Here is a 22,348-nt window from a genome sequence, read left to right as displayed (position 1 = left end):
GAGATGGCGGACCGCTTCGCCCGTTTGTTATCAAGCCCTTAATCGCCGGACTGCCCTATTCCGAGAAGCTCGCAGAGTGATCCAAACCTTGCGAGGAGGGGATCGAGGAGTCGCAAACTGCACTGCTGGTAAAATAGAAAGTGCCGCACTGTGTGGCCATTCATCTTGTATTCATTCCCAACCTGATGGCCCGCTGAGGCCATACCTGAGCGCAAATTCCAGATTTGCCCTAAGAAGAAAAGGAACACTACGCCTGTGAGCCAGACGATACGCAATATCGCCATCATCGCCCACGTTGACCACGGTAAGACGACCCTTGTTGACGCCATGCTTCGCCAATCCGGCACCTTCCGCGCCAACGAGCAGGTGGCCGAGCGCGTGATGGATTCGAACGACCTGGAGCGGGAGCGTGGCATTACCATTCTCGCCAAGAACACGGCCGTAAACTTTGAAGGCGGCAAGATCAATATTGTCGACACACCGGGCCACGCAGATTTCGGCGGCGAGGTGGAACGCGCTCTGAAGATGGTGGACGGCGTAATGCTGCTGGTGGATGCCGCTGAAGGTCCGTTGCCGCAGACCCGCTATGTATTGGCCAAGGCACTGGAAGCGAAACTCAAGCCGATCGTCGTGATCAACAAGATCGACCGCCCCGATGCGCGTCCGCAGGAAGTGCTGAACGAGATCTACGATCTTTTTATCGATCTCGATGCTGAAGAGTCGCAGCTGGATTTTCCGGTGCTCTATGCGGTGGCGAAGGCGGGTACGGCCACGCTCGATCTGGCCAAGCCGGGAGAAAACCTGCAGCCGCTGTTTGAGACGATCGTTTCCACGATCCCTGCTGCCACGGGCGATATCGACGCACCGTTGCAGATTCTCGTGACGAACCTTGACTACTCTGACTACTTCGGACGCATTGCTATCTGCCGCGTCTTTCAGGGAACGCTGCATGCGGGCGATGACGTGAACATTTCGAAGCGCGACGGATCGCTGATGAAGACGCGCATCACCAAGCTGTTCACTTTCTCGGGGTTGAAGCGCACCGAGACAACCGAGACAACCATGGGCGACATTGTTGCTGTCGCGGGCGTGGAGGGCATCACCATCGGCGAGACCATCACTTCGCTCGAATCGCCCGCGCCGCTGCCGCTCATCATTATCGACGAGCCAACCATAGCAATCACCTTCAGCGTGAACAATTCACCTTTCGCGGGGAAGGAAGGCACGTATGTGACGAGCCGTAACCTGCGCGAGCGGCTTGAAAAAGAGTTGCTGACAAATGTGTCGATCCGCGTGGAAGAGGCGGGTTCGCCCGATACTTTCAAGGTGCTTGGGCGCGGTGAACTGCAGCTTGCGATTCTGATCGAGATGATGCGCCGCGAGGGATTCGAACTGTTAGCCGGACGACCCGAGATCGTGACGAAGGTTGTGGAAGGCACACGCATGGAGCCGGTTGAACACCTCACCATCGATGTCCCAGAGCAGCACACGGGCGTGGTAATCGAAAAGCTTGGGCCGCGCAAGGGCGAGATGACCAGGATGCACAATCACGGCTCGGGCCGCGTGCGCATGGATTTCCGCGTACCCAGCCGCGGGCTGATCGGCCTGCGCAGCGAGATGCTGACCGAGACGCGCGGCACAATTGTCATGAACTCGCTGTTCGATGGATACATTCCGTACCAGGGCGAGATTCCGCAGCGGCCCACGGGCGCGCTTATCGCCGACCGCCAGGGATTGACGACGACCTATTCCCTGAACGGATTGCAGGAGCGCGGCATTCTGTTTGTTGGTGCGGGCGTGGAGGTGTACGAAGGGATGGTTGTGGGTGAGCACTCGCGCGACAACGATCTCGACGTGAACGTGGTGCGCGAAAAGAAGCTGACCAACATGCGCGCATCCAGCGCCGACGATGCGATTCGCCTGGTGCCGTACAAGACGCTGAACCTGGAGCAGGCGATTGAGTTCATTGCCGATGATGAACTGGTGGAGATCACGCCGAAGTCACTGCGCCTGCGCAAGAAGATTCTGCAGCAGAACAAGCGGCCCAAGCGCTGGGAGAAGGCTGAGCAATTTAGTTCGTAGGTGCCCAGATGAGCTACAAGGCGATCAATCTTTACGAGAAATTTGGGCTGTTCGCAGAACAGTGGCAGCCCAAAGTCATTGCCGAGATGAATGACTATCAGTTCAAGATCGTCAAGCTCCATGGCGATTTCATCTGGCACGACCACAAGGACACTGACGAAACCTTCATCGTGATCGAAGGCAATTTGCGGATTGATTTTCGCGATGGCGCGGTCGAGATCGGATCGGGCGAGATGTTTGTCGTTCCCAGGGGCGTGGAGCACAAGCCGTATGCCGAGCGCGAAGTGAAGCTGATGCTCATTGAGCCGCGGGGCGTGCGTAACACCGGTGAAGAAGGTGGCGAGCGGATGGCGGCGAACGACGTGTGGGTCTAGATTTGTGTCCCAGAAGTTATTGGAATAAGTCTGGAAGTGCAAGAAAACAGATTCTTCGCTCACGACCCCCGAACTGAAAAACGTTCGGGGCCCCGTTCGCTCAGAATGACACCGCAATTCCTATCGCGAAGTTAAGGGGACCGGGCATTGAGGGATGACCACGGTGGACAGGCACTAGCGCGCTGGCACCAGCATCCGCTGCTTCGCTTCCAGCACGCGCTCCAGTGCTTCCTCTGGCGTCGCGCCTGTTGCTGAGAGATGCCCCATCTTGCGGCCCATCTTCGCGGCGCGCTTTTCATACAGATGCAGGCGCACGCCGGGAACCTCAAGCGCGGCGGGAAGGTTGGGCGCCGAGGTGAGCCAGATGTCGCCGAGCAGATTAACAATCGCGGCCGGAGTAATCAGCGACGTGTCCCCGAGGGGCAAATTGCACGTCGTTCGCACAAGTTGCTCAAACTGGCTGGTGACGCAGGCGCGTTCGCTCTGGTGATAGCTATTGTGCGGGCGCGGGGCAAGCTCATTGACCAGCAGGCGGCCCTGGCGCGTGATGAACATCTCCACGCAAAGCAAACCTTCAATGCCGAGCTTCTCGATGATGGACGCCGCCATTTTTTCGGCGCGGGACTCGATCTCTGGCGCGATGCCGGAAGGCAGCACGCTCCATGCGAGGATCTGATTTTCGTGGTGATTGCGGGCAGCGGGATAGGTGCGCACCTCGCCCGAAGGACTGCGCGCGGCCATAACGCTGATCTCAGTCACGAGGTCGAGCGCCTGTTCGGCGACAGATGAGTTCTCGCCGACACTGTTCCATGCGTCTGTAACGATTTGCTTGTTCAGCAAGGCTTCCATGCCGATGCGCGCCTGGCCGCGGCCGTCGTATCCGCCGCGGCCGATCTTGAGGAAGATGCGTCCGGCGAGGACTTTCACGGCATGATGCAGTTCATCTTCATTGCGGATGATGCGGAACGGGCCGATCGGGAATCCGTTCTCGGCGAGCCACGTCTTTTGGAGGATCTTGTCCTGGATGATGCGGATGGGTTCGACGCCCGGACGCAGCGGCGCCATGAGGGCAACTTCACTCAGGGCTTCCACGCCAATCTGCTCGATCTCCAGCGTGACGGCATCGGCGCCCTTCGCCAGCTTTTGTGCGGCGGCAACGTCGTCCCAATTGCCCACGATGGTCTGGTCCGCAACAAAGCTTGCTGGGCACTTGGCTTCGGGGTCCATGACGCGCACCCGATAACCCATGGTGCGTGCGGCCATAGCGGTCATGCGGCCAAGCTGGCCTCCGCCAAGAATGCCGATCAGGCCGCCGGGCTCGATCACCGGTGATTTCTTCTTCAGCGGAGACTCGTCAGGCACTAAGGCAACTCCTGCTTCATGACTTCCTCAGTTCGTGCGGCGCGCCAGGCGGCCAGGCGGTCGTAGAGTGCGGAGTCGGTTGCCGCGAGAATCTCGGCCGCGAGCAACGCGGCATTGGCGGCGCCGGGTTTGCCGATGGCAAGCGTGCCAACGGGAACACCCTTCGGCATTTGCACGATCGAGAGCAGGGAATCGAGGCCATTGAGCTGCGTAGCGGGCACCGGAACGCCGAGCACCGGTACAAGCGTCTTTGATGCCAGCATGCCCGGCAAGTGCGCCGCGCCGCCTGCTCCCGCGATGATGACGCGGAGGCCGCGCTCGCGCGCTGTTTCAGCATATTTGAAGAGCCAGTCAGGCGTGCGGTGCGCGCTGACGATGCGGGCCTCGTGCGGAATTTCAAGCGCCTGCAAGATTTCAACGGCTGCGGACAGCACCTCGTAATCGCTTTTGCTGCCCATCACCACGCCGACTAATGGCTTCTCGCTCATGGGGTGATTATAAGGGGCGCTGCGATGATTGCTGTAACCTGGCTCACTGACTTGAGGTCGTTGGTATTCAGGCTACTAATGCCGGTGCCACGCTTCGACGGCTACTTCAACCACGGCGAGCAGCACGCTAAAGGCAGCCAGGAATCCCTTGGCACGTTGCCAGTTTTGTTCATGGCGCTCCATGCGGCGTTCGAGTTCAGCGAGGCGTCCCCCGTTTCCATCGCCCATGAGGCCGGTCATCTGCGTCTTCAACACTGTCAGGTCGCTGAGTACCTGTGCTTCGAATTCATTCATCATGCGCATCGGCACTCCATGCACTTCGCAGTTGGCAGTTCTTAGTTCAGAGTTGTTAGTACTCAGTCTTCACTCATGAGCCCTGCCGGGTGAATAGTGCTCACTATCAAACGCCGAGCGGCAAGTTAAAGATCAGCGCTGCTGAGAATTCGGAATAATTCGGGGGATTCGCTCCGTCGGTACTCGGAACTGGTGGTGCCGTCGCTCATGTGATAAATCGCCGTGTAGTAAAGCCCTGCCGGCAATGAGCCCAGGTTGGGCGCCAGGTTCACACTCACGAATCCATCTGCGCCGACGGTCGCCGTGATCTTGCCGGCAGCGATAGCGTTGCCGGATGCGGTGGTGAACGCGGGCCAACTCAATTGCAGCGTGCCTGTTCCAGGCGAGCCGTCGGCCAGATATACCGTGCCCTGCACCGTCGTGGTGCTGACGGATTGCGCCAAGGCCGCAACAGCTGTCGCCATGCAAGCGAGGCACATTCCCAGGACTTTGACGGTGCGAATGAATTCAATTCGAAGGAGGCTCATGCGTGATTCGTCCTTTTTTACCCGTGGTGCAACACGGGCCATGACCGCCAGCACTGCGCGATGAAGCATCTACGTGCGGCTGATGGGCATGACCCATTCAAGGTTATCGTTGATATAAGACCCGCTGACTGGCAAGCGGAAGTCGATGCGGATTTCTAGTCCGCCTCCTCTTCCTCGGCTGGAGTCTCGGCTTCCAATTCGCTCTTCCATTCAGGCGAATTGGCCCATTCCGTGGCGATACTGCGGAATTTGCGTGCGCTCTCACCTTCGCCCGATGCTTCGGCCAGTTGTGCCAGACCATACAGGAACTTGGCACTAAGCATCTGGCCCTTTTTGCAATTCGATGAGAGCGCCTCGACGATCGGTTTGCAATCGCGGCCAACGATCTTGTCGGCCGCCTCCCGCATCTTCGCTGCGCCCCGTTTGCGCTTTGGCTTCGGTACAATCGTCACTTTCTTCTCAATTGCGACAAGCTTAGGTCTTACTGCGTTCATCTGTCCGACTTTCCCGGACGGCCTTCCATTTTTGGAGCCTGCAAACCACAGAGATTACGAGCAGCCTTACGGGCTCATCTCGCTGCCAATTGGACGCAACGCCGCTACCCCCGTCTTTTACGGGTTCGGCGGCCATGTGCATCGAATGTTCTCGAGGTTCAGATTCCTCTCTGCGGCAAGTTCGCCGCGGAAGGAGCTCGAAAGAAATAGGGGAGCCGTCGCGGCTCCCGTTTGTGCATGATTGCGAGTGATGCTTAAAGCTTAACGGAAAGTCCGATAATTACCTGCAAATGTCGGCAATGTTTTTTCCGCAATGGATTCATAAACTTAGGTCAGTTCACGCAGTGGCCTGCTCTTGACAACAAAAATCGGCGCGGCAACTTCGCCCGACTTCTCCACTTGTGATTGAGCTCATTCAGTGAACCGGCTTCGATCGGCTAACATAACCGGGTGATGCGGACACCAACCTTGCTGGTTCATGGCGGAGCCTGGGCCATCCCCAACGATGCTGCCGCGGCCCACGAAAACGGGGTGCGCAACGCGCTCGAAGCCGGCTATAGGATTCTGACCCGGGGCGGCGCGGCGATCGACGCCGTTGAAGCTGCCGTCACCGTGCTTGAGGATGATCCCACCTTCGACGCGGGCCGCGGCAGTTTCCTCACTTCCGACGGCCGCGTGCAACTCGACGCACTTCTCATGGATGGCGGGCGCATGAAGGCCGGCGGAGTCGCCTGCGTGGAGCGGCTGCGCAATCCCATCCAGGCGGCACGGCTAGTGCTGGAGCAGAGCCCTCATGTCTACTTCGTTGGCGCCGGCGCCGAGGAATTTGCGCAATCGCACGGCATGGCGCTCATCGAAAACGCGGAACTCGTGCTCGATCGTGAGCGCGAACGGCTCAAGGTCGCGCGGGAGCGCGAGGCTGCTGGGCTTGTCGATGCTACATTTTCAGGACTCGAAGACGACAAGGGCCCGGAGACGGCCCTACCGCGTGTAATCGACGCTTCGCACGATACCGTTGGAGCCGTTGCACTGGACACGCATGGAAACATCGCCGCCGCCACATCGACAGGCGGCACGTTGAATAAGACTCCCGGCCGCGTCGGCGACTCGTCGCTGATTGGCTGCGGTTGCTACGCTGACAACATGTCGGCGGCGGTTTCGCTCACCGGATGGGGCGAACCCATCATGAAGCTGGTGCTGGGCAAGTGGGCCACCGACCGCGTTGCCGCCGGCACCGCACCCGAGTTCGCCGCGCGCGAAGCAATCTCATACCTGCACAACCGCCTCGGCGGTCATGGCGGCATAATCCTCCTCGGCCCCGACGGAAGATTCGGCATTGCTCACAACACGCCGGCGATGGCCTGGGGCCTGGCAACGGCAAACGGGCTGGAGACGGGGCTGAAGATTTAGAGGGAATAGGGAAGACGAAGCCTGCGCTTACTGTCGCACCAGTTTCCACTTCAGCCGCGTGTACGCCACGCGAAAGCCCTTGCGTTCGGCGTTGCGCTGCGAGTTGCTTCCCGCCTCCGCCACCATCATCGCAAGATCGCATCCATGCTCGGCGGCATAGCGCATGCGCTCCTGCAGCAGTGCTCCCTGCAATCCGCGGCACCGCATCTCCGGCACCGTAGCTGCACCCCCGAACAGGGCGACGCCTTGATGCAGCGTGAGTGCGCCAGCAGCCCCCGGCGTGCCGTTGAACTCCGCCAGAAAGCATGGGCTTCCTTCGCGCGCTGCGACAAGAACACCCGATTCCCGAACGAAGCCCTCGAACTCAGGATGCTCATGCGTCCAGCCACGGGCGTTGATGTCGCTCCACAGCTGCGCTTCGTCTGCTCCGACCACGCGAACGCGGATGCCGTCCGCATGAATCGCTGCTGGCGTCTCGACCGCACGATACAGCACGTTGCTGATCTCGAAGGGCCGATAGCCGCGCGCGCACAGCAGGTCGAGTACTGCAGCTCCTGCCAATGGAGACACCTCGTGCATGACTTCCGTGCCGCGTTCGCGAAAGAATTGCTCGATCTCGTCCAGCGCCGCCGGTGTGAGCGCCTCGAACAAGCCGAGCCCGAAAGTCTGCGTCGTTGGCGCGTCGATTCCATCGAAGACAACCGTTGTCCCCGCATACTTCATCCACGCAGACGTGCTGGCGGGATGGATCCGCAGGCGAGCCTCTGCGAACTGGGCGCAGGCATAGGCCTCCGCCGCTTCCAGCCGTCTTGCTAATTCAAGATTCGCAAAAATCATCGCGCTCCTGATCGTACATGCAATTCCCGCAAATGCACTCAACATTCCATTGCGGGCAGAGCGCCGCGATACCCTAGAGAAGCCGACATGCCCCATCTAATTCTCGCCTCCGCCTCGCCCCGCCGCCGCGAACTGCTCACGCAGGCGGGATATACATTTGAGGTGCACCCGGCGCATGTGAATGAAGATCTGCGGCTCGGGGAAGAGGCGACTGCCTACGTCGTCCGCCTTGCGCGCGACAAGGCGCAAGCCGTCTATAACCAGTTCTCGAAGGTGGGTGCCCCAGGTCTCGACTCTGAGACCTGGGAAAGGACAAGCTCCGATTCTCAATCCCTCATCGTCCTCGGCGCCGACACGACCGTCACGCTCGATAGCCACATTCTCGCCAAGCCTGAAGATGCCCCCGATGCGGCGCGCATGCTGCGGATGCTCTCGGGCCAAACACATCGCGTGATAACCGGCGTCGCGATTGCAACCGCAAAGGGGGTTGAAGTTGCCGCGGAAGTCACAGGTGTGCAATTTCGAACGCTGAGCGACGAAGAGATCGCCGCCTATGTCGCCACTGGGGAGCCCATGGACAAAGCCGGCGCCTACGGAATTCAGGGCCTCGCCGCCAAGTGGATTCCCCGCGTCGAAGGCTGCTACTACAACGTCGTCGGCTTGCCGCTGGCGCTTGTAGCCACGATGCTCGAACAAGCAGAAAGCTGATAGCTGAAGGCTGTTGCCTAGGCGGCTTTAGAGCTTTGTCTCCACCCGATCACCCTTATAGATCACCGCGTGTGCCTGCCCAGCGCCGTCCCCAATGCCGACGCCTTTTCCCTCACCAACCACGACCACGTTGAAGGTGTGCTTCTCGAGCATCCCCGGAAAGCTTCCCTCACGCGCACCAAAAGTCAACGTCTTCGCCGCGTCATCCCAGTGCAACGGTATGGTTGCATGTTGGCCCTTGGCATAGTCGTAGTTGTCATTCTCATCCTCGTAGAGCGTGAAGTCGCCGTCCGTTCCAGGGTAGACGCGAACCTCAATCGGGTCAGCAGGTTTTTCGGTTGACCATTCCATCGTCGGACCCATGGGAATGATCGAGCCGGCGCGCACAAACAGGGGCAGCTTCGCGAGCGGCGCATCCGCTTCGATTCGCTTCTCGCCCTCGACCTTGGCGCCGGTCCAGAAGTCGTACCAGGTCGCCTTCGGCAGATACACTGTGCGCTTTGTTGCTCCCTGCGTCGTCACCGGACTCACCAGGATCGCCGGCCCGAACAAATATTCATCGCCCGTATTCTGCGCTTCCACGTCATTGCGCCAGTCCATGACGAGCGGCCGCATCAGGGTGCCGTGATTGTTCGTCACCTGCCATGCCTCGGAGTAGATATAAGGCAGCAGGCGATAGCGCAGGTTGTCATAATCCACCAGGATCTTCTGCGCGTCCGGCCCATACGACCAAAGTTCGTTCTCATCGGGATAGCGAGTGCCGTGTACGCGGAAGATCGGCGAAAATGTGCCGAACTGGAACCAGCGCACAAACAACTCGCGGAACTTGGGATCGTTCAAGTTGCCGCCCGAGATAAACCCGCCGATGTCCGTCGTCCAATAAGGCATGCCGGAGATGGAAAAATTCAGCCCGGCCGGAATCTGCCGCGCAAATGTTGTCCAGTCGCTGAGCACGTCGCCGGACCATGCCGTCACGCCCAGGCGCTGTGTTCCGGCATAGGCTGAACGCGAAAGGATGAAGACGCGTTTCTTGTCCGACGCTTTCTGCTGGCCCTCCGAGACACCCTCGGTGTGAAACAGCGGATAAACATTCGCAAACCGCGCGCCAGAGCCAATGTACAACTTGTGGTCGACGAGAAGGTTGTCTTCGCTGCCCTCCGTCTCAGGCTCATCGGTATCGAGCCACCACGCGTCCACGCCTTTCTGAAAGAGTGCGGTATTGATATTGTTCCAATACTCCGCGCGGGCAGGCGGGTTCGTCGGATCGTAGAGCGCCTGGCCCACGGGATGAAAACCGCCTGTCAAAGTTTTCGCAATGAACCAGCCGTTCTTGTCGAATTGGTCGTAGACACTGGTTCCCGGTCGGAAGAATGGCCACACCGACACCATCAGATGGAAATGCTCGTCATGCAGCTTGTCAATCATGGCCTGCGGGTCGGGGTAGTGAGGGTTCCATTTCATCTCGCCCATCGTGACCCACCAGAACCAGTCCTGCACGATGTTGTCGACCGGGATATGCAACGCGCGATACTTCGCCGCAACGCCCTCAATCTCTGCTTGCGCCTGATATTTGTTCTTGCATTGCCAGAAGCCATAAGCCCAGCGCCCGAAGAGCGGCACTTCGCCCGTCAACTCGCGGTACTTCCCGATGATCTGGTCGGCTTCCGGCCCGTAAATAAAGTAGTAATCGATGCGATCCGCGACTTCGCCGCTGATGTAGAGCGAATGAATGAATCGGTTATTCACGCGGCTGCGCGAGGAGTTGTTCCAGAAGATGCCGTATCCGTTGGTCGAGACTAGCAGCGGAATTGCAATCTGCGTATTCTCCTGCGAAAGGTCGACTGTCTCGCCACGGTAGTTCCACACGCCGGCCTGGTGTTGCCCAAGTCCGTAAAGGCCTTCAGGCGATCCATAGATAGGGAAGAATACTTCGGCGTGATAGGTCTTCTCGCCGTTGACCTCGACCGGCCTCAGGGAGCGATAGCCTTCGGTGGTCAGTTGCTTGCCATCCGCGCCTACATAGTGCAGTGCGCCCGATTCGCGTTCCACCACGGCCTTCAGCTTGCCGGTGGTCAGCGTGATGGCTTTTTCATTGTCGGTGACATCAAACGAAGCTGCCGGCCAATCCTGTTTGATAACGACGTGATCGGAGGCACGAACTTCTGAGGAGGCGTCGAGCGGCGAGTAACTGACATGCAGCACATCCGGCGCATCCACTTCGAGCTTCAGCACTCCGTTCTTCTGATGTATTTCGACGCCGTTGGACAGCTTGTCAAAGCTCAGCACCGGATTCGGCGGATTCCACTGTGCCACGGCCCCGAGCGGTGCCCATGTCGCTGCACACACCAAAAGAAATGCCTCTGCCCACCGACGATTGCTCATTGAATACGTTTTCCTTTTTCGCGCAGGATCCAAACGCATCAAGTGTAACGCCGGGCTGCGGCAACCGCTTCTTCAGGCAGGGCTGGGGCCGGGAAAGCCGCGGTATGAACAGGGGTTAAGCATTTCGAATGAATTGAAAATAGCCCAAATGTGTCAAACATCGGCGGGTAGGCACATCAATAATGCGCTACACTTCCATCAATTCTCATCAAGGATTCAACCGATGCGGTCGAAAAGCGCCCTGCTGGTTACGCTCTGCTGTGTGACCTGTGTATTTCCTACCCTCCTCTCCGCACAATTCCAGGCACCCTCCAAGGAAGAGTTGGAGATGACCTCCGACCCGAAGGCGCCGGGCGCCGATGCTGTATATCTCTATCGCGAAGAGAAGACAGACGATAATCTCCACTACCACAGCGACTACGTGCGCATTAAAGTTCTCACGGAAAAGGGCAAGGAACTGGCGACCGTGCGTACGCCGTACGAACGCCGTGGCTTCAAGGTGACTGACATCCAGGGCCGCACCATTCATCGCGATGGGACGGTGATTCCCCTCACAGCCAAACCATCCGACCTGACCGATATCAAGACCAAGGATTACCAGGTCAATTCAATGGTGTTTACGTTGCCGAACGTGGAAGTCGGCAGCATTCTCGAGTATCGATTGCAGATTCGCTACGAAGACAGCACCGTTTCTTCACCAACGTGGCAGATCCAGCGGCCTTATTTTGTCCACAAGGCGCACTATCAGTTCGAACCCTCCAAAGATCTTCAATACATTACGGACTCCCGCGGCAATCTGGCCAACAACCTGATGTATGCCTTGATCCTGAGCGATGGCTCCAAGATGAAGCACGATGTCTCTGGCCGTTACACCCTCGACGTGGAGGATGTTCCGCCCATCCCAACGGATGATTGGATGCCGCCGATGAATTCCATCAACTGGCGAGCCGAGTTTTACTACTCCCCATACTCAAGTGGAGGCGAGTTCTGGCAGAAAGAGGGTAAGCGCTGGGTCAAGGAGACGGATCGATTTGCCGACCCAGACAAGACTCTGAAGAATGCGGTTGCAGAGCTCGTCGGTTCCGGTGATTCCGAGGAGCAGAAGGCGCGAAAGCTATATGACGCAGTGATGAAGCTGGACAATACCGATTTCACGCGCGAAAAATCGAGTGCGGAGCGGAAGACTGAGAAGCTGAAAGCAATCAAGAATGCCGAGGATGTGTGGCTCCAAAAGAGTGGCTCGTCTGACGATCTAGCGCTTTTATATGTTGCCCTGGCGCGCGCCGCCGGATTGCATGTTTATCCCATGCAGGTAGTCAACCGGAATCGGGCTATATTCGATCCCAACTACCTCACCTTGAGCCAGCTTGATGATTACATTGCGATTGTCGTTCTGAACGGCAAAGATGTTTACCTCGATCCGGGCCAGAAGATGTGTCCTTTCGGGCTGCTTCACTGGAAGCATACTTTCGCATCGGGTGTTCGACTTACCGACGCTGGCCCGAACGCGGGAACTACCCCATTGGGGGCATATACCGCGACCGCTTTCGACCGCATCGCCGACCTCCAAATCGATGACTCCGGAGGCGTCAAGGGAATCACGCGCTTCATTTTGACGGGTCAGGAAGCTCTGTATTGGCGTCAACTCTCGATTCAAAATGACGAAAGCGAAGTAAAGAAGCAGTTCAACGAGGCCATTCGCGGCTATCTCCCCGATGGGGTCCAGGCCGATTTCAATCATTTCGTTGCGCTTCCTGATTTCAACTCAAATCTGATCGCCATGGTCGACATAACGGGAAACATTGGCACCGCGACGGGTAAACGCTACTTCCTGCCCGGACTCTTCTTCCAGGCTCACGCGCGCCATCCCTTCGTGGCGCAGGACAAGCGCACCACGCTGGTCGATGTCCATTATCCGAAGATGGAAAGCGACCAGGTCACTTACCATTTGCCGGCTGGATTCTCAGTTGAGACCCTGCCACAGGCTGCCGATATCTCCTGGCCCTCCCATGCGGTTTTCAAGGTGAAGACCAGTGCCACGGGGAGCGACGTGACTGTGATCCGTACTGTGGCCTTCAATTTCTCCATTCTTCCCTCAAAGGATTATGGCGATCTTCATGACTTCTATCAGAAGGTTGCTACTGCCGATCAAGAGCAACTGGTGCTTACTCACGCGCAGGTCGCCAAAGGGAATTGATCATGCGAATCAGGCCAGGGACCGGTGTTCGTCTGCAGCCCGTTTTGGTTGCCCTGCTTCTTGCGGTTGCTCCCGCATCGGGGTCAGCGGGTATTTTCAACAAGAATCAGCCCCTGCCGGACTGGGCCATCGCAGCCAATAAGACTCCAACGCCTGACTATGCGAAGGACGCATCCGCGCTGATCCTTTACGACGAGTACGTGGATACAGTCGATGCAAATGGCCGTGCGATCGAGCGGGAGCGTGAAGCGATCCGGGTTCTGAAACCACAAGGACGGCATAACACCTGCGAACTGGGTTACGACGTCGATGAAAAGGTCAACTATTTTCGCGTGTGGACTATTGCCGCCGACGAAAAACAATATATGGCGCAGGATACCGATTTCGCGGAGGTAGGTGATACCAGCGTTCCCATCATGCTCTCGACTTACAAGGCGCGCGTTGCTCATCCGCCTGCTGTCGATGTGGGTGCCACAATCGTCTGCGAATCGGAAGAAGTTCTCGAACCCTACATTCAGGAGAAGATCTGGCGAATTCAGAACGGAATCCCTGTAGTGTTTCAGGCACTGGAAGTGGATTTGCCGCCGGGACATCCGCATTCCCAGTCATGGCACAGCTTCAAATCAGTTCCCGCGGTGGAGGTCGCACCAGGCCACTGGCGCTGGGAACTGAAGGACATGCCCGCGCTTGATCTCCGCGATATACCGTCACATCCTGACTGGGGAGCACTCGCTGCGCGCATGAGCGTGCAATGGGGCGATGCGGCAGTGGATGGAACCGACAATGAATGGAAGGCAATCGGCCAATGGGTGACGACGCTCGAGGCTGACCGGCCCACGCCCTCGCCTGAGATCACGTCCTATACGCAGACCCTGCTTGCGGGCTCGCCGGATTTCTACACCAGGCTCAGCCGCATCACCGATTCGATCCAGAAAAACATCCGCTACTTCATCGTCGAACGCGGCATTGGTGGATTGCAGGCGAATCACGCCACCGATATTTTTCGCAACCGGTACGGCGACTGCAAAGACAAAACGACCTTGCTGATCGCCATGCTGCGCGTCGCCGGCATCAACGCATTTTACGTTCCGGTGGATGACCGCCGCGGCATCGTCGATCCTGGCGATCCATCGCTCTACGGCGATCACATGATCACTGCGATCGAAGTGCCGGCAGACGTGAACGATCCGCGCCTGATTGCGATCGTGAAGGCGCACGATGGCAAGCGCTACCTCATCTTCGACCCCACTAACGAACGCACACCTGTCGGCAATCTGCCCTCGTACCTGCAGGGCGGCTATGGAACACTCGCTGCCGGCTCTGCCAGTCAGGTGATTGAATTGCCAATCCTGCCGCCTGAAGCTAATGGCACCGTGCGCAAAGGCGAATTCGCCCTGGCCGCCGATGGCACTCTCACCGGCGAGGTCGAAACGACCCACAGCGGCCCCGAGGGCGCCGACCTTCGTATGATCCTCAAGTATTCCGATGAGAAGGAAAGGCGTGCGTCGCTTGAGACCGACGTCTCCCACGACGTGCCCGGGGTGGTGCTGAATTCGTTTCAGTTCATGCAGCCTTCTGAACTCGACAAGCCGCTCGAGGTGGAATACAAGCTGACCGCCGCCCAATACGCTCACCAGGCCGGGTCGCTACTGCTGGTTCGGCCGCGGGTGGTGGGCTCTCATGCTATGGCCTTCAATGACAAACCGCGCACTGTGCCCATCGACCTGAATGCGACCGGGCGCTGGCACGATAGCTTCGATATCAAACTTCCACCCGGTTATGTGGTGGATGAAACGCCGGATCCCGTGGACCTCGATCTCGATTTTGCCAGCTATCACTCGAACATCACCACGAAAGGCGACGATCTCCACTACGAACGCGAATATGTTGTGCGCCAGGTCGAGCTTCCTGCGGAGCGAGCTGCGGATTTCCGCAAGCTCGAAAGCGCCATTCTGCGGGACGAGAAGGGAACAGCGGTCCTGAAAAAGCAGTAAGCGAATTTACCCTGGGGGGATGCAGGCCGTGCGGCTCGATACGCGCGGCCTGTTCTTTTGCGGCATATGCAGCGACTGCGGAAGCCGGCGAATGCTTTGCGCTCGGAACTGTGGAAGGCAAAAGCCGCTCGGTTGTCCTACTCTAAAGCTATGACCGATCGTGACCTGCTGGCGCAGATCGCACGCTCCGCCGGCGGCAAAGCCGGATACAAGCAACTGGTGCGCGAGCTTGGCCTTGGCGGCGGCCGCGAACGTCGCCTGCTGCTCGAGCAGCTTGCCCGCATGACGGCGCGGGGAGACCTGATCAAAGCCGATCGGGAGCACTGGAGTATTCCGAAAAGAGTCGGCGCCGGCACGCGCGACAATCTCATGGCCGGCCGCCTCGATCTCCATCGCGACGGTTACGGCTTTGTGCGTCCCAATGCTCGCCAAGGCTCTCAAAAAGAAGAGGACGTCTTCATCCCGCCCGATGAGATTAACGGCGCCATGCAGGGCGACCAGGTTCTGGTGGAACTTGCCCCTCCGCGCGCCGACGGGCGCCGTCTCGGCCGCATTGCCCGCATTCTCGAACGGCGCAATCCCACGGTCGTCGGCATCTTTCACTATGCAAAGTCCGATCGCGAGATGGGCGACAAGGTCGTCCCCTTCGACGAACGGATGACGCAGCACATCGTGATCCCATTCGGACAAGCGCTGCCCGGGCCCGAGGATCAGGAAACGCCCCACCGCGTCCTCGGCAGCGAAACCGCAACCGCTGCGCACCACGATGATTTCGAAGGCCTCGTCGTCGATGTCGAAATCACCAGCTGGCCCACGCCAACGCGTCCGCCCATTGGCCGTGTGATCGAAGTGCTTGGCGATCCCGACGACTTCGGCGTCGACGTCGAAATGATGATCCGCAAGCACCAGCTTCCTCGCGTGTTCCCCGAGAAGGTGCTAGCTGAAGCCCGCGACGTCGCCTTCCTCGATGAGGTTGAAGCCAATCGCCGCCGCGACTGTCGCGGCCTCCCCATCGTGACCATCGACGGTGAAACCGCCAGAGACTTTGACGATGCGGTTCTGGTGCGCGAACGCGCCGACGGCGGATACGAACTTCAGGTGCATATCGCCGATGTCGCCGAGTATGTAGGCTCCGGAACGGATCTCGATCTCGAAGCGCGCCTGCGCGGCACCAGCGTCTACTTTCCCGATCGCGCGATCCCCATGCTCCCCCATGAGCTTTCCACCGGCATCTGCAGTCTTCGCCCCAAAGAAGATCGCCTGGTTCTCAGCTGCATCATGCAGCTCAGCTCCGCTGGCCGCATCGAGAGCTTTGAGATTATCGAAGGCGTCATCCGTTCCGCCGAGCGCATGACATACACCGACGTCCACGCAATCCTTGAGGGCGATGCCGAGACACGAACGCAGTACGCGCAGCTTGTCCCCGAATTCGAGCGCATGCGCTATCTTGCCGGATTGATGAACAAGCGCCGGGAAGAGCGCGGAAGCATCGACTTCGATCTGCCCGAGCCAGTCATCGAGTTCGACGAAAACGGCCAGATGCGCGGCGTCACCAAATCCGAGCGAACCTGGGCCAACCGGCTCATCGAAGAATTCATGCTCGCCGCCAACGAATGCGTCGCCACGTGGCTTGAAGACCTCGGCGTCCCTTCGCTCTACCGCATTCACGAGAAGCCTGAGCCGCGCCGCGTCGTGCAATTCGAGGAGCTCGCCGCAGGCTTCGGCTACTCCCTCGGACTCGGTGCACTCCCCGTCAAACGCATCCAGACACGCGGCGATCGACGGGATGCTCAACGCAGCGGTCGCCAGGTCCGCACCCACGAAGTCCCCGAAGATATCGCCGTTACTCCGAAGATGTATCAAAAGCTTGCCGCGCGCATCGAAGGCAAGCCCGAGGAGCGGATTCTCAGCTACCTCATGCTTCGCTCGCTTAGGCAGGCGCGTTACTCCGAGATCAATGAGGGCCACTTCGCGCTGGCTGCACCCACCTATACGCATTTCACTTCGCCCATCCGCCGCTATCCCGACCTCATCGTTCATCGCATCACCAAGGCGCTGCTGCGGGACGGTGTCGATGGCCGAGCCGAAGTTGCCGAAGGACGCCACGGGTCGCCATGGACGCACCCGCACGAAGGCCTGGGCATCGTCATTCATCGGGCGAAGAAGCACGCGCATGGCGAAGGATTCAACGGAGAACCACCGATTCCCGAAGCTGAACTCGCGCAAATCGCCGAGGAGTCAAGCCAGGCCGAGCGCCGCGCCGCCGAAGCCGAACGCGAATTGGTGGAGTGGAAGAAGGTTCGCTTCATGGAGGATCGCCTGGGAGAGGAATTTGCCGCATTGGTGCTCAACCCCACGAAGTACGGCCTCTTCGTCGAGCTCACCGATCTCTTTGTAGAGGGCCTCGTCCCCATCGACACGTTGCGCGACGACCGCTACACCTGGCGCGAAAACACGCACGAGATTATCGGCGAGCGCTCGGGCCGCCGCTTCCGCGCCGGTGATCGTGTCCAGGTCATCCTCGATCGCATTCTCGCGCAGGAGCGACGGCTGCAGTTTTCCATCGTGGAAGAAGGCATCCCGCTGACCGGCAAGAAGCAGTCCAAGCCGCCGCCGAAATCCAAGAAGAATCGGCGAAAGGAAAGTACTGCTTCCGGGTCGAAGAGAATACCCCGCCATATCCACAAGCAAAAGCGACGCTGAGAGGCGATCGCGCGTTTGCGCAATCACCCGAGCATCAGGCTTAGGCGCCTGCTTGCTGCGCGGCGTACTTGCCGATAATCGGAAGCTGATATCTCTCGCCCTTCAATGCCTTCATCAGGGCAATGATCCACACGATCAGGATGCCCAGTGAGGCAAACGGGAGAAGGATCCAGCCGATGACCGGGATAATCCCGAGGACGATCTGAATGGCAATTGCGGTGATGCCGAGAAAGATGCACTGCCACGAGTGAAAGCGCACAAAGGAATTCTTGTTGTAAGGCTCCACGAGCAGGAAGACGATCGCCGGAATAATGGTGATATAGGCGATCGCTCCGGCCGCGGTATCAGATAAGCCGCTCTGCGCGGCCTGCGGGGGAACGGGAGTGTACTGCGGAGAATCGGACATGGTTCTGCTCCTTCGCTTTAGACCTGGAAGATACCCGGAACTGCGGAGAAAAGAGCGAATATTGGGAGAAAGACAGCTAGAGAGCCACGGGGATACTGCTCACCGCGTCACATTTTCCGTGGTGGGAATAAAGACTACTTCATCGCAAGCTTTTCGGCAATACTCCCGAGAAGGGGAATCCTGAACCGTTTGCCGTTTGCTGCCTGAATAACGCAAACCAGCCATAGCACCAGCCAGAGCAACGACAACGTTCTGAGGATGTAGGCCAGGGCAACGGTCCCAAGAAACAGAGTCAGAAGGGCGATGGAGCCCATAACGATATCGAAAACGAAGGCGGTCACACACAGCAGAACGGACTGCCACGCGTGAAAACGGATGTACGCGCTGCTCTTATAGGACGGAAGAAGCAGAAAGGCGATGGCGGGGAGAAACGTGAAGTAAGAAATTGCACCGGCTGCATTGTCTGAGATGCCGGATCGTGTCGCGACGGTCATTGGAAATCCTTTCCTGCCTCCCGTAGGTCTACCCGATTTCCGCCTTGGTCTTTTTTTGGCGGCCGGGGATGGGGATCGGCCGACCGAGGTTGCGGGTCTTACAAAATCAAACAGGATTGATTTAAAGAAAAGCGCCGCCGTGTGCGAAAGTCAATCAGAATCATCGCATTGCCCGCACGTCGGTAATCCGTGATGCCATTAGAAAAGTTGCTTTTCGGGCGCGCACTCCGTCATCAACTCGGCATCGTCGTTGCGCACATTTCCCACGCGTGTGCTCACTGGCCAGGAGCGCATCTCCTCAGCGGGATAGGGACGCAGCAGATCGAGTGGAGGACGCGACGAATCGCCGGGCTCCATCCATCGGGAGTAGTCGCGCGGATTCAGGATCACCGGCATGCGGTTGTGCACCTGCTCTGTCAATTCGTTGGGATCGGTGGTCAGGATGGTGAACGTCTCCAGCGGCTCCCCCTCTTTCGGCCTCCATCGCTCCCATAGCCCAGCGAATGCGTATGGTTCGCCACTCTGCATCCCGAAGGCAAATGGCAGCTTCGTCTTCGCGCCGATCTGCTTCCATTCGTAGAAAGCATCCGCGGGAACAAGGCACCGGCGTTTCTTGAAAGCCTCGCGGTAAAGGGGCTTCGCCGCAACCTCTTCGGCCCGGGCGTTAATCGTGGAGTAGCCGATCTTGGAATCCTTGGCCCAGTAGGGAACAAGCCCCCAGCGCATCAGCGCAAACTCGGGCTTGCCCGAATCGGTATTGAGACGTACCACGGGCTGCGTGCTCTGCGGCGCCGCGTTGTACGTGGGCGCAAAAAAAGGCATGTCCTCCGGCTCTACTCCGAACCAGTCGGCGAGCACTTCTTGCGTAGATCGACGAGCAAACCGGCCGCACATGGCTTGAGAATAGCTTGCGCCCCGTCCCTCAAGCCAAGCGCAAAACGGTCCAGCCAACGGGTTGAGTGCACGATCCAATACAATGGAGTCAGGAGCAGGAACGATGGCGCATATGGTTTTTTGTGTTCGCAACAAGAAAGAAATGGAGGGCCTTGACGAGCCGCCCTTCGACTCGGAATTCGGCCAGAAGATTTATAAGAATGTTTCCAAAGCGGCATGGGGCGAGTGGGTCGACCGCCAGAAGATGCTGCTGAACGAGTACCGTCTGCAACCGTGGACTCCGCAGGCGCAGGAGTTCCTGGTGGAGCAGATGGAACAGTTCTTCTTTGGCGAGGGCTCCGCGCTGCCGCAGGAGTTTGTCCCCCCTTCCCATTAAGTTCGAGGTAGATAGGCATCCAGGGAAGTTGTAGAGCTTCAGCCACGCGTCGCGGACCAGGAAACAGGAACGTCAGATCGGGCGACTCCTGAATTCGACGACGAATCGAGTTTCCGCCGCACGGAATGCCCAGCCCTCCCGAACCGCATGCTGGTGTAAACTAAATCAGAACCCCATGGGCCGGCTCACCCGAGCCGGCTCGACTGTGTCGGGACGTGGCTCAGCCTGGTAGAGCACTCGCTTGGGGTGCGAGGGGTCGGCAGTTCAAATCTGCCCGTCCCGACCATTAATAGGATCAGCAGTTTACGCGGGTTACCTTCCAGAGCGAAATTGTAAGGCGAGTACTCAATTTCCGCAAGGGTGAATACGCGGACCACAACAAGATTGCACTTCGGGACTATGAAAAGCGAGCGCCAAACGGTTGGTGGTTGGGAATCAAGTGCCCATGGGAGCACCGTTCGGGCGACGGGGCTGACAGCAGTTCTGTGCTTGGCATCCTTGATGGCAAGATTGCCTTTGAGTGCTCACACGGCACGTGCAAGGCAGCCAAGCGGGATACAGCGGTCCTCAAGGCTGAGATGTTGCGGCTTAATGGAGAATTTAAGCCGGAGCCAGGCGCGGACCCGGTGGTTGTCCTCGGCTCCAAGGTTCAAGCGATAGACGCTGACGAATTTGAAGTGGTCGGAACCACGGCACGCCCGGTGTATCCCGACAGTGTGTGGAAGGGGACGCCGTACGGGGAGTTTGCTGACTACTGCACAGACGGGAACTTCATCCCAAAGCGGTTTTTCTCGGAAGCACTCCGAACCGTGGTGGGCAGCGTGGTCGGCGGACAACTGTCCACGGACTATCAAGGCGTAAACGCCCGCGCCTATACCGTGCTGATTGGGCCGCCAGGCTCCGGCAAGGGAACGGCGATTACAGCCGCGCGGCGATTCGTGGAAGGTGACTTCGATAGTCAGACACGCACATCCGAGCGGCCCTTGCTGTGGGACGATTCCCATGATCCGCAGAATTGGTGTTGGCCGTCCCGGTACATCGGCGCGCATGTTGTCAGCCCTGCTAGTGCGCCGGGGTTAATCCAAGCCACGAAGCCACGCAAACTGGAGAAAGGTGAATCGGCGCGCAGCCCACTGGAGACGTGGAGGGAGCTGCCAAGGTTCATCACAATCCAAGAAGAGATAGGCGGCTTGTTCGCCAACTTTGCAAACGAAAATTCGGGACGCGGGCTGGAGACGGCCATTCTGGAGTTGTATGACCGTGATTCATTCACCACAACCGCAACCAATGAACGCTCTGCAAAATCCGGGCGATTGCTTTATTCCATCTTAGGCGGCATCCCCAAGACGGAATGGGACAACATTTTCGCCCGCGCATCATCAGTTGGCAGCGGACTATTCTCACGGCTCAACATCATTGGCACAGAGAACGAGCGCACGGTAGCCGGACTGCCTGAATACGACTTCGGGGAGATGCAACGGCGATTCCTACCGCGCATCTCGGCGCTAGAACGGACCCCGGCTCGGATTCCACTTTCACCCGATGGGCGGGAGATCCTAAAGAAGTGGTTTGCTCGAATATCGGAAGAGCTGAAAAACGAGGATATACCAGCCGCCCGGTTAAATACACACGCAATGCGAGTGGCTCTACATCTGGCGTGGTTGCGCGGTCACGCGAACATCCTAGAGTCTGACGTTGATGCAGGTATCAAAGTGGCGGACTTTCAAGCTAGGATGCGCGACTTTTATCGCCCGGCTGAAGGTGAGACGCGTGAGGCGCAATGGGAAGCCCGCATTATGAAGGTCATGCGACAAAAACGTTCATTGGCACACCGGGAGCTGCAAAAGGCTGTTGGCGCATCGCGGGCGGGGACGGCCGTTTGGGAGCGTGCAATTGCGGGGTTGAGGCGTGACGGGCGCATCGCTGTCGTAGATGAAGCAACCAAAGCGGGGCAGAAGACAAAGGTAGTTAAGCTGTTGAAACAAAATGGATAAATGAAAAATATCGAAACTGTCGGCACCTTTGCGGCACCTTTGGAGAGCTAAATGGCTTGGAATAAGCGGGTTGGAGAGGTGCCGACAAATGCACCCTATATTGTCCGGCGTTGTTAACCGTAAGTAATTGATAAATATATACATATACATACGAGAGCAATGCTAATACATGACGGGAAAGCAGATAAAAAGTAAGCGTACGCCGACGCCCTCTTGACGGCGCTGTAGAGTGTGTTCTCAGGTGTCCACCTAATTTGTTAGTGGGCACTTGTTGAGTGTGTCTTAGGCAGCCTGAGAAGAGTGGGTCTGGAGTGAGGGAGCGAGGTTCCAGG

General features: G+C 58.4%; 19 protein-coding genes and 1 tRNA gene. 10 read left to right on the top strand and 10 right to left on the bottom strand.

All coding sequences use genetic code 11. From position 1 onward, the window contains the following. The first annotated feature begins 255 nt into the window (after positions 1-255). Both typA and VK574_RS12130 read left to right on the top strand, forming a co-directional pair. The gene (typA, locus tag VK574_RS12135; RefSeq protein ID WP_472800122.1) at positions 256-2,082 is read left to right on the top strand and encodes a translational GTPase TypA; all 1,827 of its coding nucleotides are present in this window, start codon (positions 256-258) and stop codon (positions 2,080-2,082) included. A gap of 8 nt (positions 2,083-2,090) precedes the next feature. Next, positions 2,091-2,456 (top strand): cupin domain-containing protein, encoded by a 366-nt coding sequence (locus tag VK574_RS12130; protein WP_472800121.1) that lies wholly within the window; start codon positions 2,091-2,093, stop codon positions 2,454-2,456. Positions 2,457-2,630: 174 nt separating this feature from the next. Here the strand turns inward: VK574_RS12130 and purK are convergent, their stop codons facing one another. The 5 genes from purK to VK574_RS12105 form a co-directional block, all read right to left on the bottom strand. After that, positions 2,631-3,818, bottom strand: coding sequence for a 5-(carboxyamino)imidazole ribonucleotide synthase (gene purK, locus VK574_RS12125; protein ID WP_472800120.1), 1,188 nt, complete (start codon positions 3,816-3,818; stop codon positions 2,631-2,633). Further along, a complete protein-coding gene (gene purE / locus VK574_RS12120; RefSeq protein WP_472800119.1) occupies positions 3,818-4,306 on the bottom strand; it encodes a 5-(carboxyamino)imidazole ribonucleotide mutase in 489 nt (162 codons plus the stop codon). The genes purK and purE overlap by 1 nt, the downstream gene beginning before the upstream one ends. A gap of 75 nt (positions 4,307-4,381) precedes the next feature. Beyond that, the gene (locus VK574_RS12115) at positions 4,382-4,603 is read right to left on the bottom strand and encodes a hypothetical protein (protein WP_472800118.1); all 222 of its coding nucleotides are present in this window, start codon (positions 4,601-4,603) and stop codon (positions 4,382-4,384) included. A gap of 122 nt (positions 4,604-4,725) precedes the next feature. After that, complete coding sequence (locus tag VK574_RS12110; protein WP_472800117.1) at positions 4,726-5,127, bottom strand: hypothetical protein; 402 nt, start codon at positions 5,125-5,127, stop codon at positions 4,726-4,728. Between the two features lie 155 nt (positions 5,128-5,282). Next, a complete protein-coding gene (locus VK574_RS12105; RefSeq protein WP_472800116.1) occupies positions 5,283-5,621 on the bottom strand; it encodes a hypothetical protein in 339 nt (112 codons plus the stop codon). A gap of 453 nt (positions 5,622-6,074) precedes the next feature. Here VK574_RS12105 and VK574_RS12100 point away from each other — a divergent pair, with 453 nt between their 5' ends. Further along, positions 6,075-7,031, top strand: a complete 957-nt coding sequence (locus tag VK574_RS12100) for an isoaspartyl peptidase/L-asparaginase (protein ID WP_472800115.1) — start codon at positions 6,075-6,077, stop codon at positions 7,029-7,031. A gap of 27 nt (positions 7,032-7,058) precedes the next feature. On the opposite strand, the gene VK574_RS12095 is transcribed toward VK574_RS12100, so the two are convergent. Beyond that, on the bottom strand, positions 7,059-7,868 hold the full coding sequence (locus VK574_RS12095) for a hypothetical protein (protein WP_472800114.1): 810 nt from the start codon (positions 7,866-7,868) through the stop codon (positions 7,059-7,061). An 87-nt stretch (positions 7,869-7,955) separates the two neighbouring features. Between VK574_RS12095 and VK574_RS12090 the strand changes: the two genes are divergently transcribed. Then, entirely contained in the window at positions 7,956-8,576 is a 621-nt protein-coding gene (locus tag VK574_RS12090) for a Maf family protein (RefSeq protein ID WP_472800113.1), read from the top strand. A 27-nt stretch (positions 8,577-8,603) separates the two neighbouring features. On the opposite strand, the gene VK574_RS12085 is transcribed toward VK574_RS12090, so the two are convergent. Further along, positions 8,604-10,958: a glycoside hydrolase family 31 protein gene (locus tag VK574_RS12085; RefSeq protein WP_472800112.1), complete on the bottom strand. Its 2,355-nt coding sequence runs from the start codon at positions 10,956-10,958 to the stop codon at positions 8,604-8,606. Between the two features lie 223 nt (positions 10,959-11,181). Here VK574_RS12085 and VK574_RS12080 point away from each other — a divergent pair, with 223 nt between their 5' ends. The 3 genes from VK574_RS12080 (at position 11,182) to VK574_RS12070 (ending at position 17,852) form a co-directional block, all read left to right on the top strand. Then, complete coding sequence (locus tag VK574_RS12080; protein ID WP_472800111.1) at positions 11,182-13,155, top strand: DUF3857 domain-containing protein; 1,974 nt, start codon at positions 11,182-11,184, stop codon at positions 13,153-13,155. Positions 13,156-13,157: 2 nt separating this feature from the next. Next, entirely contained in the window at positions 13,158-15,149 is a 1,992-nt protein-coding gene (locus tag VK574_RS12075) for a DUF3857 domain-containing protein (RefSeq protein ID WP_472800110.1), read from the top strand. A 150-nt stretch (positions 15,150-15,299) separates the two neighbouring features. Next, on the top strand, positions 15,300-17,852 hold the full coding sequence (locus VK574_RS12070) for a ribonuclease R family protein (protein WP_472800109.1): 2,553 nt from the start codon (positions 15,300-15,302) through the stop codon (positions 17,850-17,852). Positions 17,853-17,892: 40 nt separating this feature from the next. On the opposite strand, the gene VK574_RS12065 is transcribed toward VK574_RS12070, so the two are convergent. From VK574_RS12065 to VK574_RS12055, 3 genes are all read right to left on the bottom strand, one after another. Continuing rightward, on the bottom strand, positions 17,893-18,258 hold the full coding sequence (locus VK574_RS12065) for a DUF4870 domain-containing protein (RefSeq protein ID WP_472800108.1): 366 nt from the start codon (positions 18,256-18,258) through the stop codon (positions 17,893-17,895). Between the two features lie 134 nt (positions 18,259-18,392). Then, positions 18,393-18,752 (bottom strand): magnetosome magnetite crystal formation protein family, encoded by a 360-nt coding sequence (locus VK574_RS12060; protein WP_472800107.1) that lies wholly within the window; start codon positions 18,750-18,752, stop codon positions 18,393-18,395. Positions 18,753-18,950: 198 nt separating this feature from the next. Beyond that, the gene (locus VK574_RS12055) at positions 18,951-19,646 is read right to left on the bottom strand and encodes an SOS response-associated peptidase (RefSeq protein ID WP_472800106.1); all 696 of its coding nucleotides are present in this window, start codon (positions 19,644-19,646) and stop codon (positions 18,951-18,953) included. A gap of 103 nt (positions 19,647-19,749) precedes the next feature. Between VK574_RS12055 and VK574_RS12050 the strand changes: the two genes are divergently transcribed. The 3 genes from VK574_RS12050 to VK574_RS12040 all read left to right on the top strand — a co-directional run bounded on the left by VK574_RS12050 (position 19,750) and on the right by VK574_RS12040 (position 22,016). Continuing rightward, positions 19,750-20,022: an oxidative damage protection protein gene (locus VK574_RS12050; protein WP_472800105.1), complete on the top strand. Its 273-nt coding sequence runs from the start codon at positions 19,750-19,752 to the stop codon at positions 20,020-20,022. A gap of 209 nt (positions 20,023-20,231) precedes the next feature. Further along, positions 20,232-20,308: transfer RNA gene (locus VK574_RS12045), tRNA-Pro, on the top strand. Between the two features lie 199 nt (positions 20,309-20,507). Then, positions 20,508-22,016 carry a DUF3987 domain-containing protein gene (locus tag VK574_RS12040; RefSeq protein WP_472800104.1) on the top strand — a complete coding sequence of 503 codons (1,509 nt, stop codon included), beginning with the start codon at positions 20,508-20,510 and terminating at the stop codon, positions 22,014-22,016. The last annotated feature ends 332 nt before the right edge of the window (positions 22,017-22,348 follow it).

Source organism: Occallatibacter sp. (genome assembly GCF_035317045.1).
Classification (GTDB): Bacteria; Acidobacteriota; Terriglobia; order Terriglobales; family Acidobacteriaceae; genus Telmatobacter.
Note: the sequence above shows the minus strand (reverse complement) of the source record. Positions and strands in the feature narration are given on the sequence as shown.

Excerpts from the sequence above, each read along its gene's own strand:
- VK574_RS12130 (WP_472800121.1), top strand. The coding sequence starts at position 2,091 with ATGAGCTACAAGGCGATCAATCTTTACGAGAAATTTGGGCTGTTCGCA.
- purE (WP_472800119.1), bottom strand. The coding sequence starts at position 4,306 with ATGAGCGAGAAGCCATTAGTCGGCGTGGTGATGGGCAGCAAAAGCGAT.
- VK574_RS12115 (WP_472800118.1), bottom strand. The coding sequence starts at position 4,603 with ATGATGAATGAATTCGAAGCACAGGTACTCAGCGACCTGACAGTGTTG.
- VK574_RS12110 (WP_472800117.1), bottom strand. The coding sequence starts at position 5,127 with ATGAGCCTCCTTCGAATTGAATTCATTCGCACCGTCAAAGTCCTGGGA.
- VK574_RS12105 (WP_472800116.1), bottom strand. The coding sequence starts at position 5,621 with ATGAACGCAGTAAGACCTAAGCTTGTCGCAATTGAGAAGAAAGTGACG.
- VK574_RS12100 (WP_472800115.1), top strand. The coding sequence starts at position 6,075 with ATGCGGACACCAACCTTGCTGGTTCATGGCGGAGCCTGGGCCATCCCC.
- VK574_RS12095 (WP_472800114.1), bottom strand. The coding sequence starts at position 7,868 with ATGATTTTTGCGAATCTTGAATTAGCAAGACGGCTGGAAGCGGCGGAG.
- VK574_RS12090 (WP_472800113.1), top strand. The coding sequence starts at position 7,956 with ATGCCCCATCTAATTCTCGCCTCCGCCTCGCCCCGCCGCCGCGAACTG.
- VK574_RS12085 (WP_472800112.1), bottom strand. The coding sequence starts at position 10,958 with ATGAGCAATCGTCGGTGGGCAGAGGCATTTCTTTTGGTGTGTGCAGCG.
- VK574_RS12080 (WP_472800111.1), top strand. The coding sequence starts at position 11,182 with ATGCGGTCGAAAAGCGCCCTGCTGGTTACGCTCTGCTGTGTGACCTGT.
- VK574_RS12075 (WP_472800110.1), top strand. The coding sequence starts at position 13,158 with ATGCGAATCAGGCCAGGGACCGGTGTTCGTCTGCAGCCCGTTTTGGTT.
- VK574_RS12070 (WP_472800109.1), top strand. The coding sequence starts at position 15,300 with ATGACCGATCGTGACCTGCTGGCGCAGATCGCACGCTCCGCCGGCGGC.
- VK574_RS12065 (WP_472800108.1), bottom strand. The coding sequence starts at position 18,258 with ATGTCCGATTCTCCGCAGTACACTCCCGTTCCCCCGCAGGCCGCGCAG.
- VK574_RS12060 (WP_472800107.1), bottom strand. The coding sequence starts at position 18,752 with ATGACCGTCGCGACACGATCCGGCATCTCAGACAATGCAGCCGGTGCA.
- VK574_RS12055 (WP_472800106.1), bottom strand. The coding sequence starts at position 19,646 with ATGTGCGGCCGGTTTGCTCGTCGATCTACGCAAGAAGTGCTCGCCGAC.
- VK574_RS12050 (WP_472800105.1), top strand. The coding sequence starts at position 19,750 with ATGGCGCATATGGTTTTTTGTGTTCGCAACAAGAAAGAAATGGAGGGC.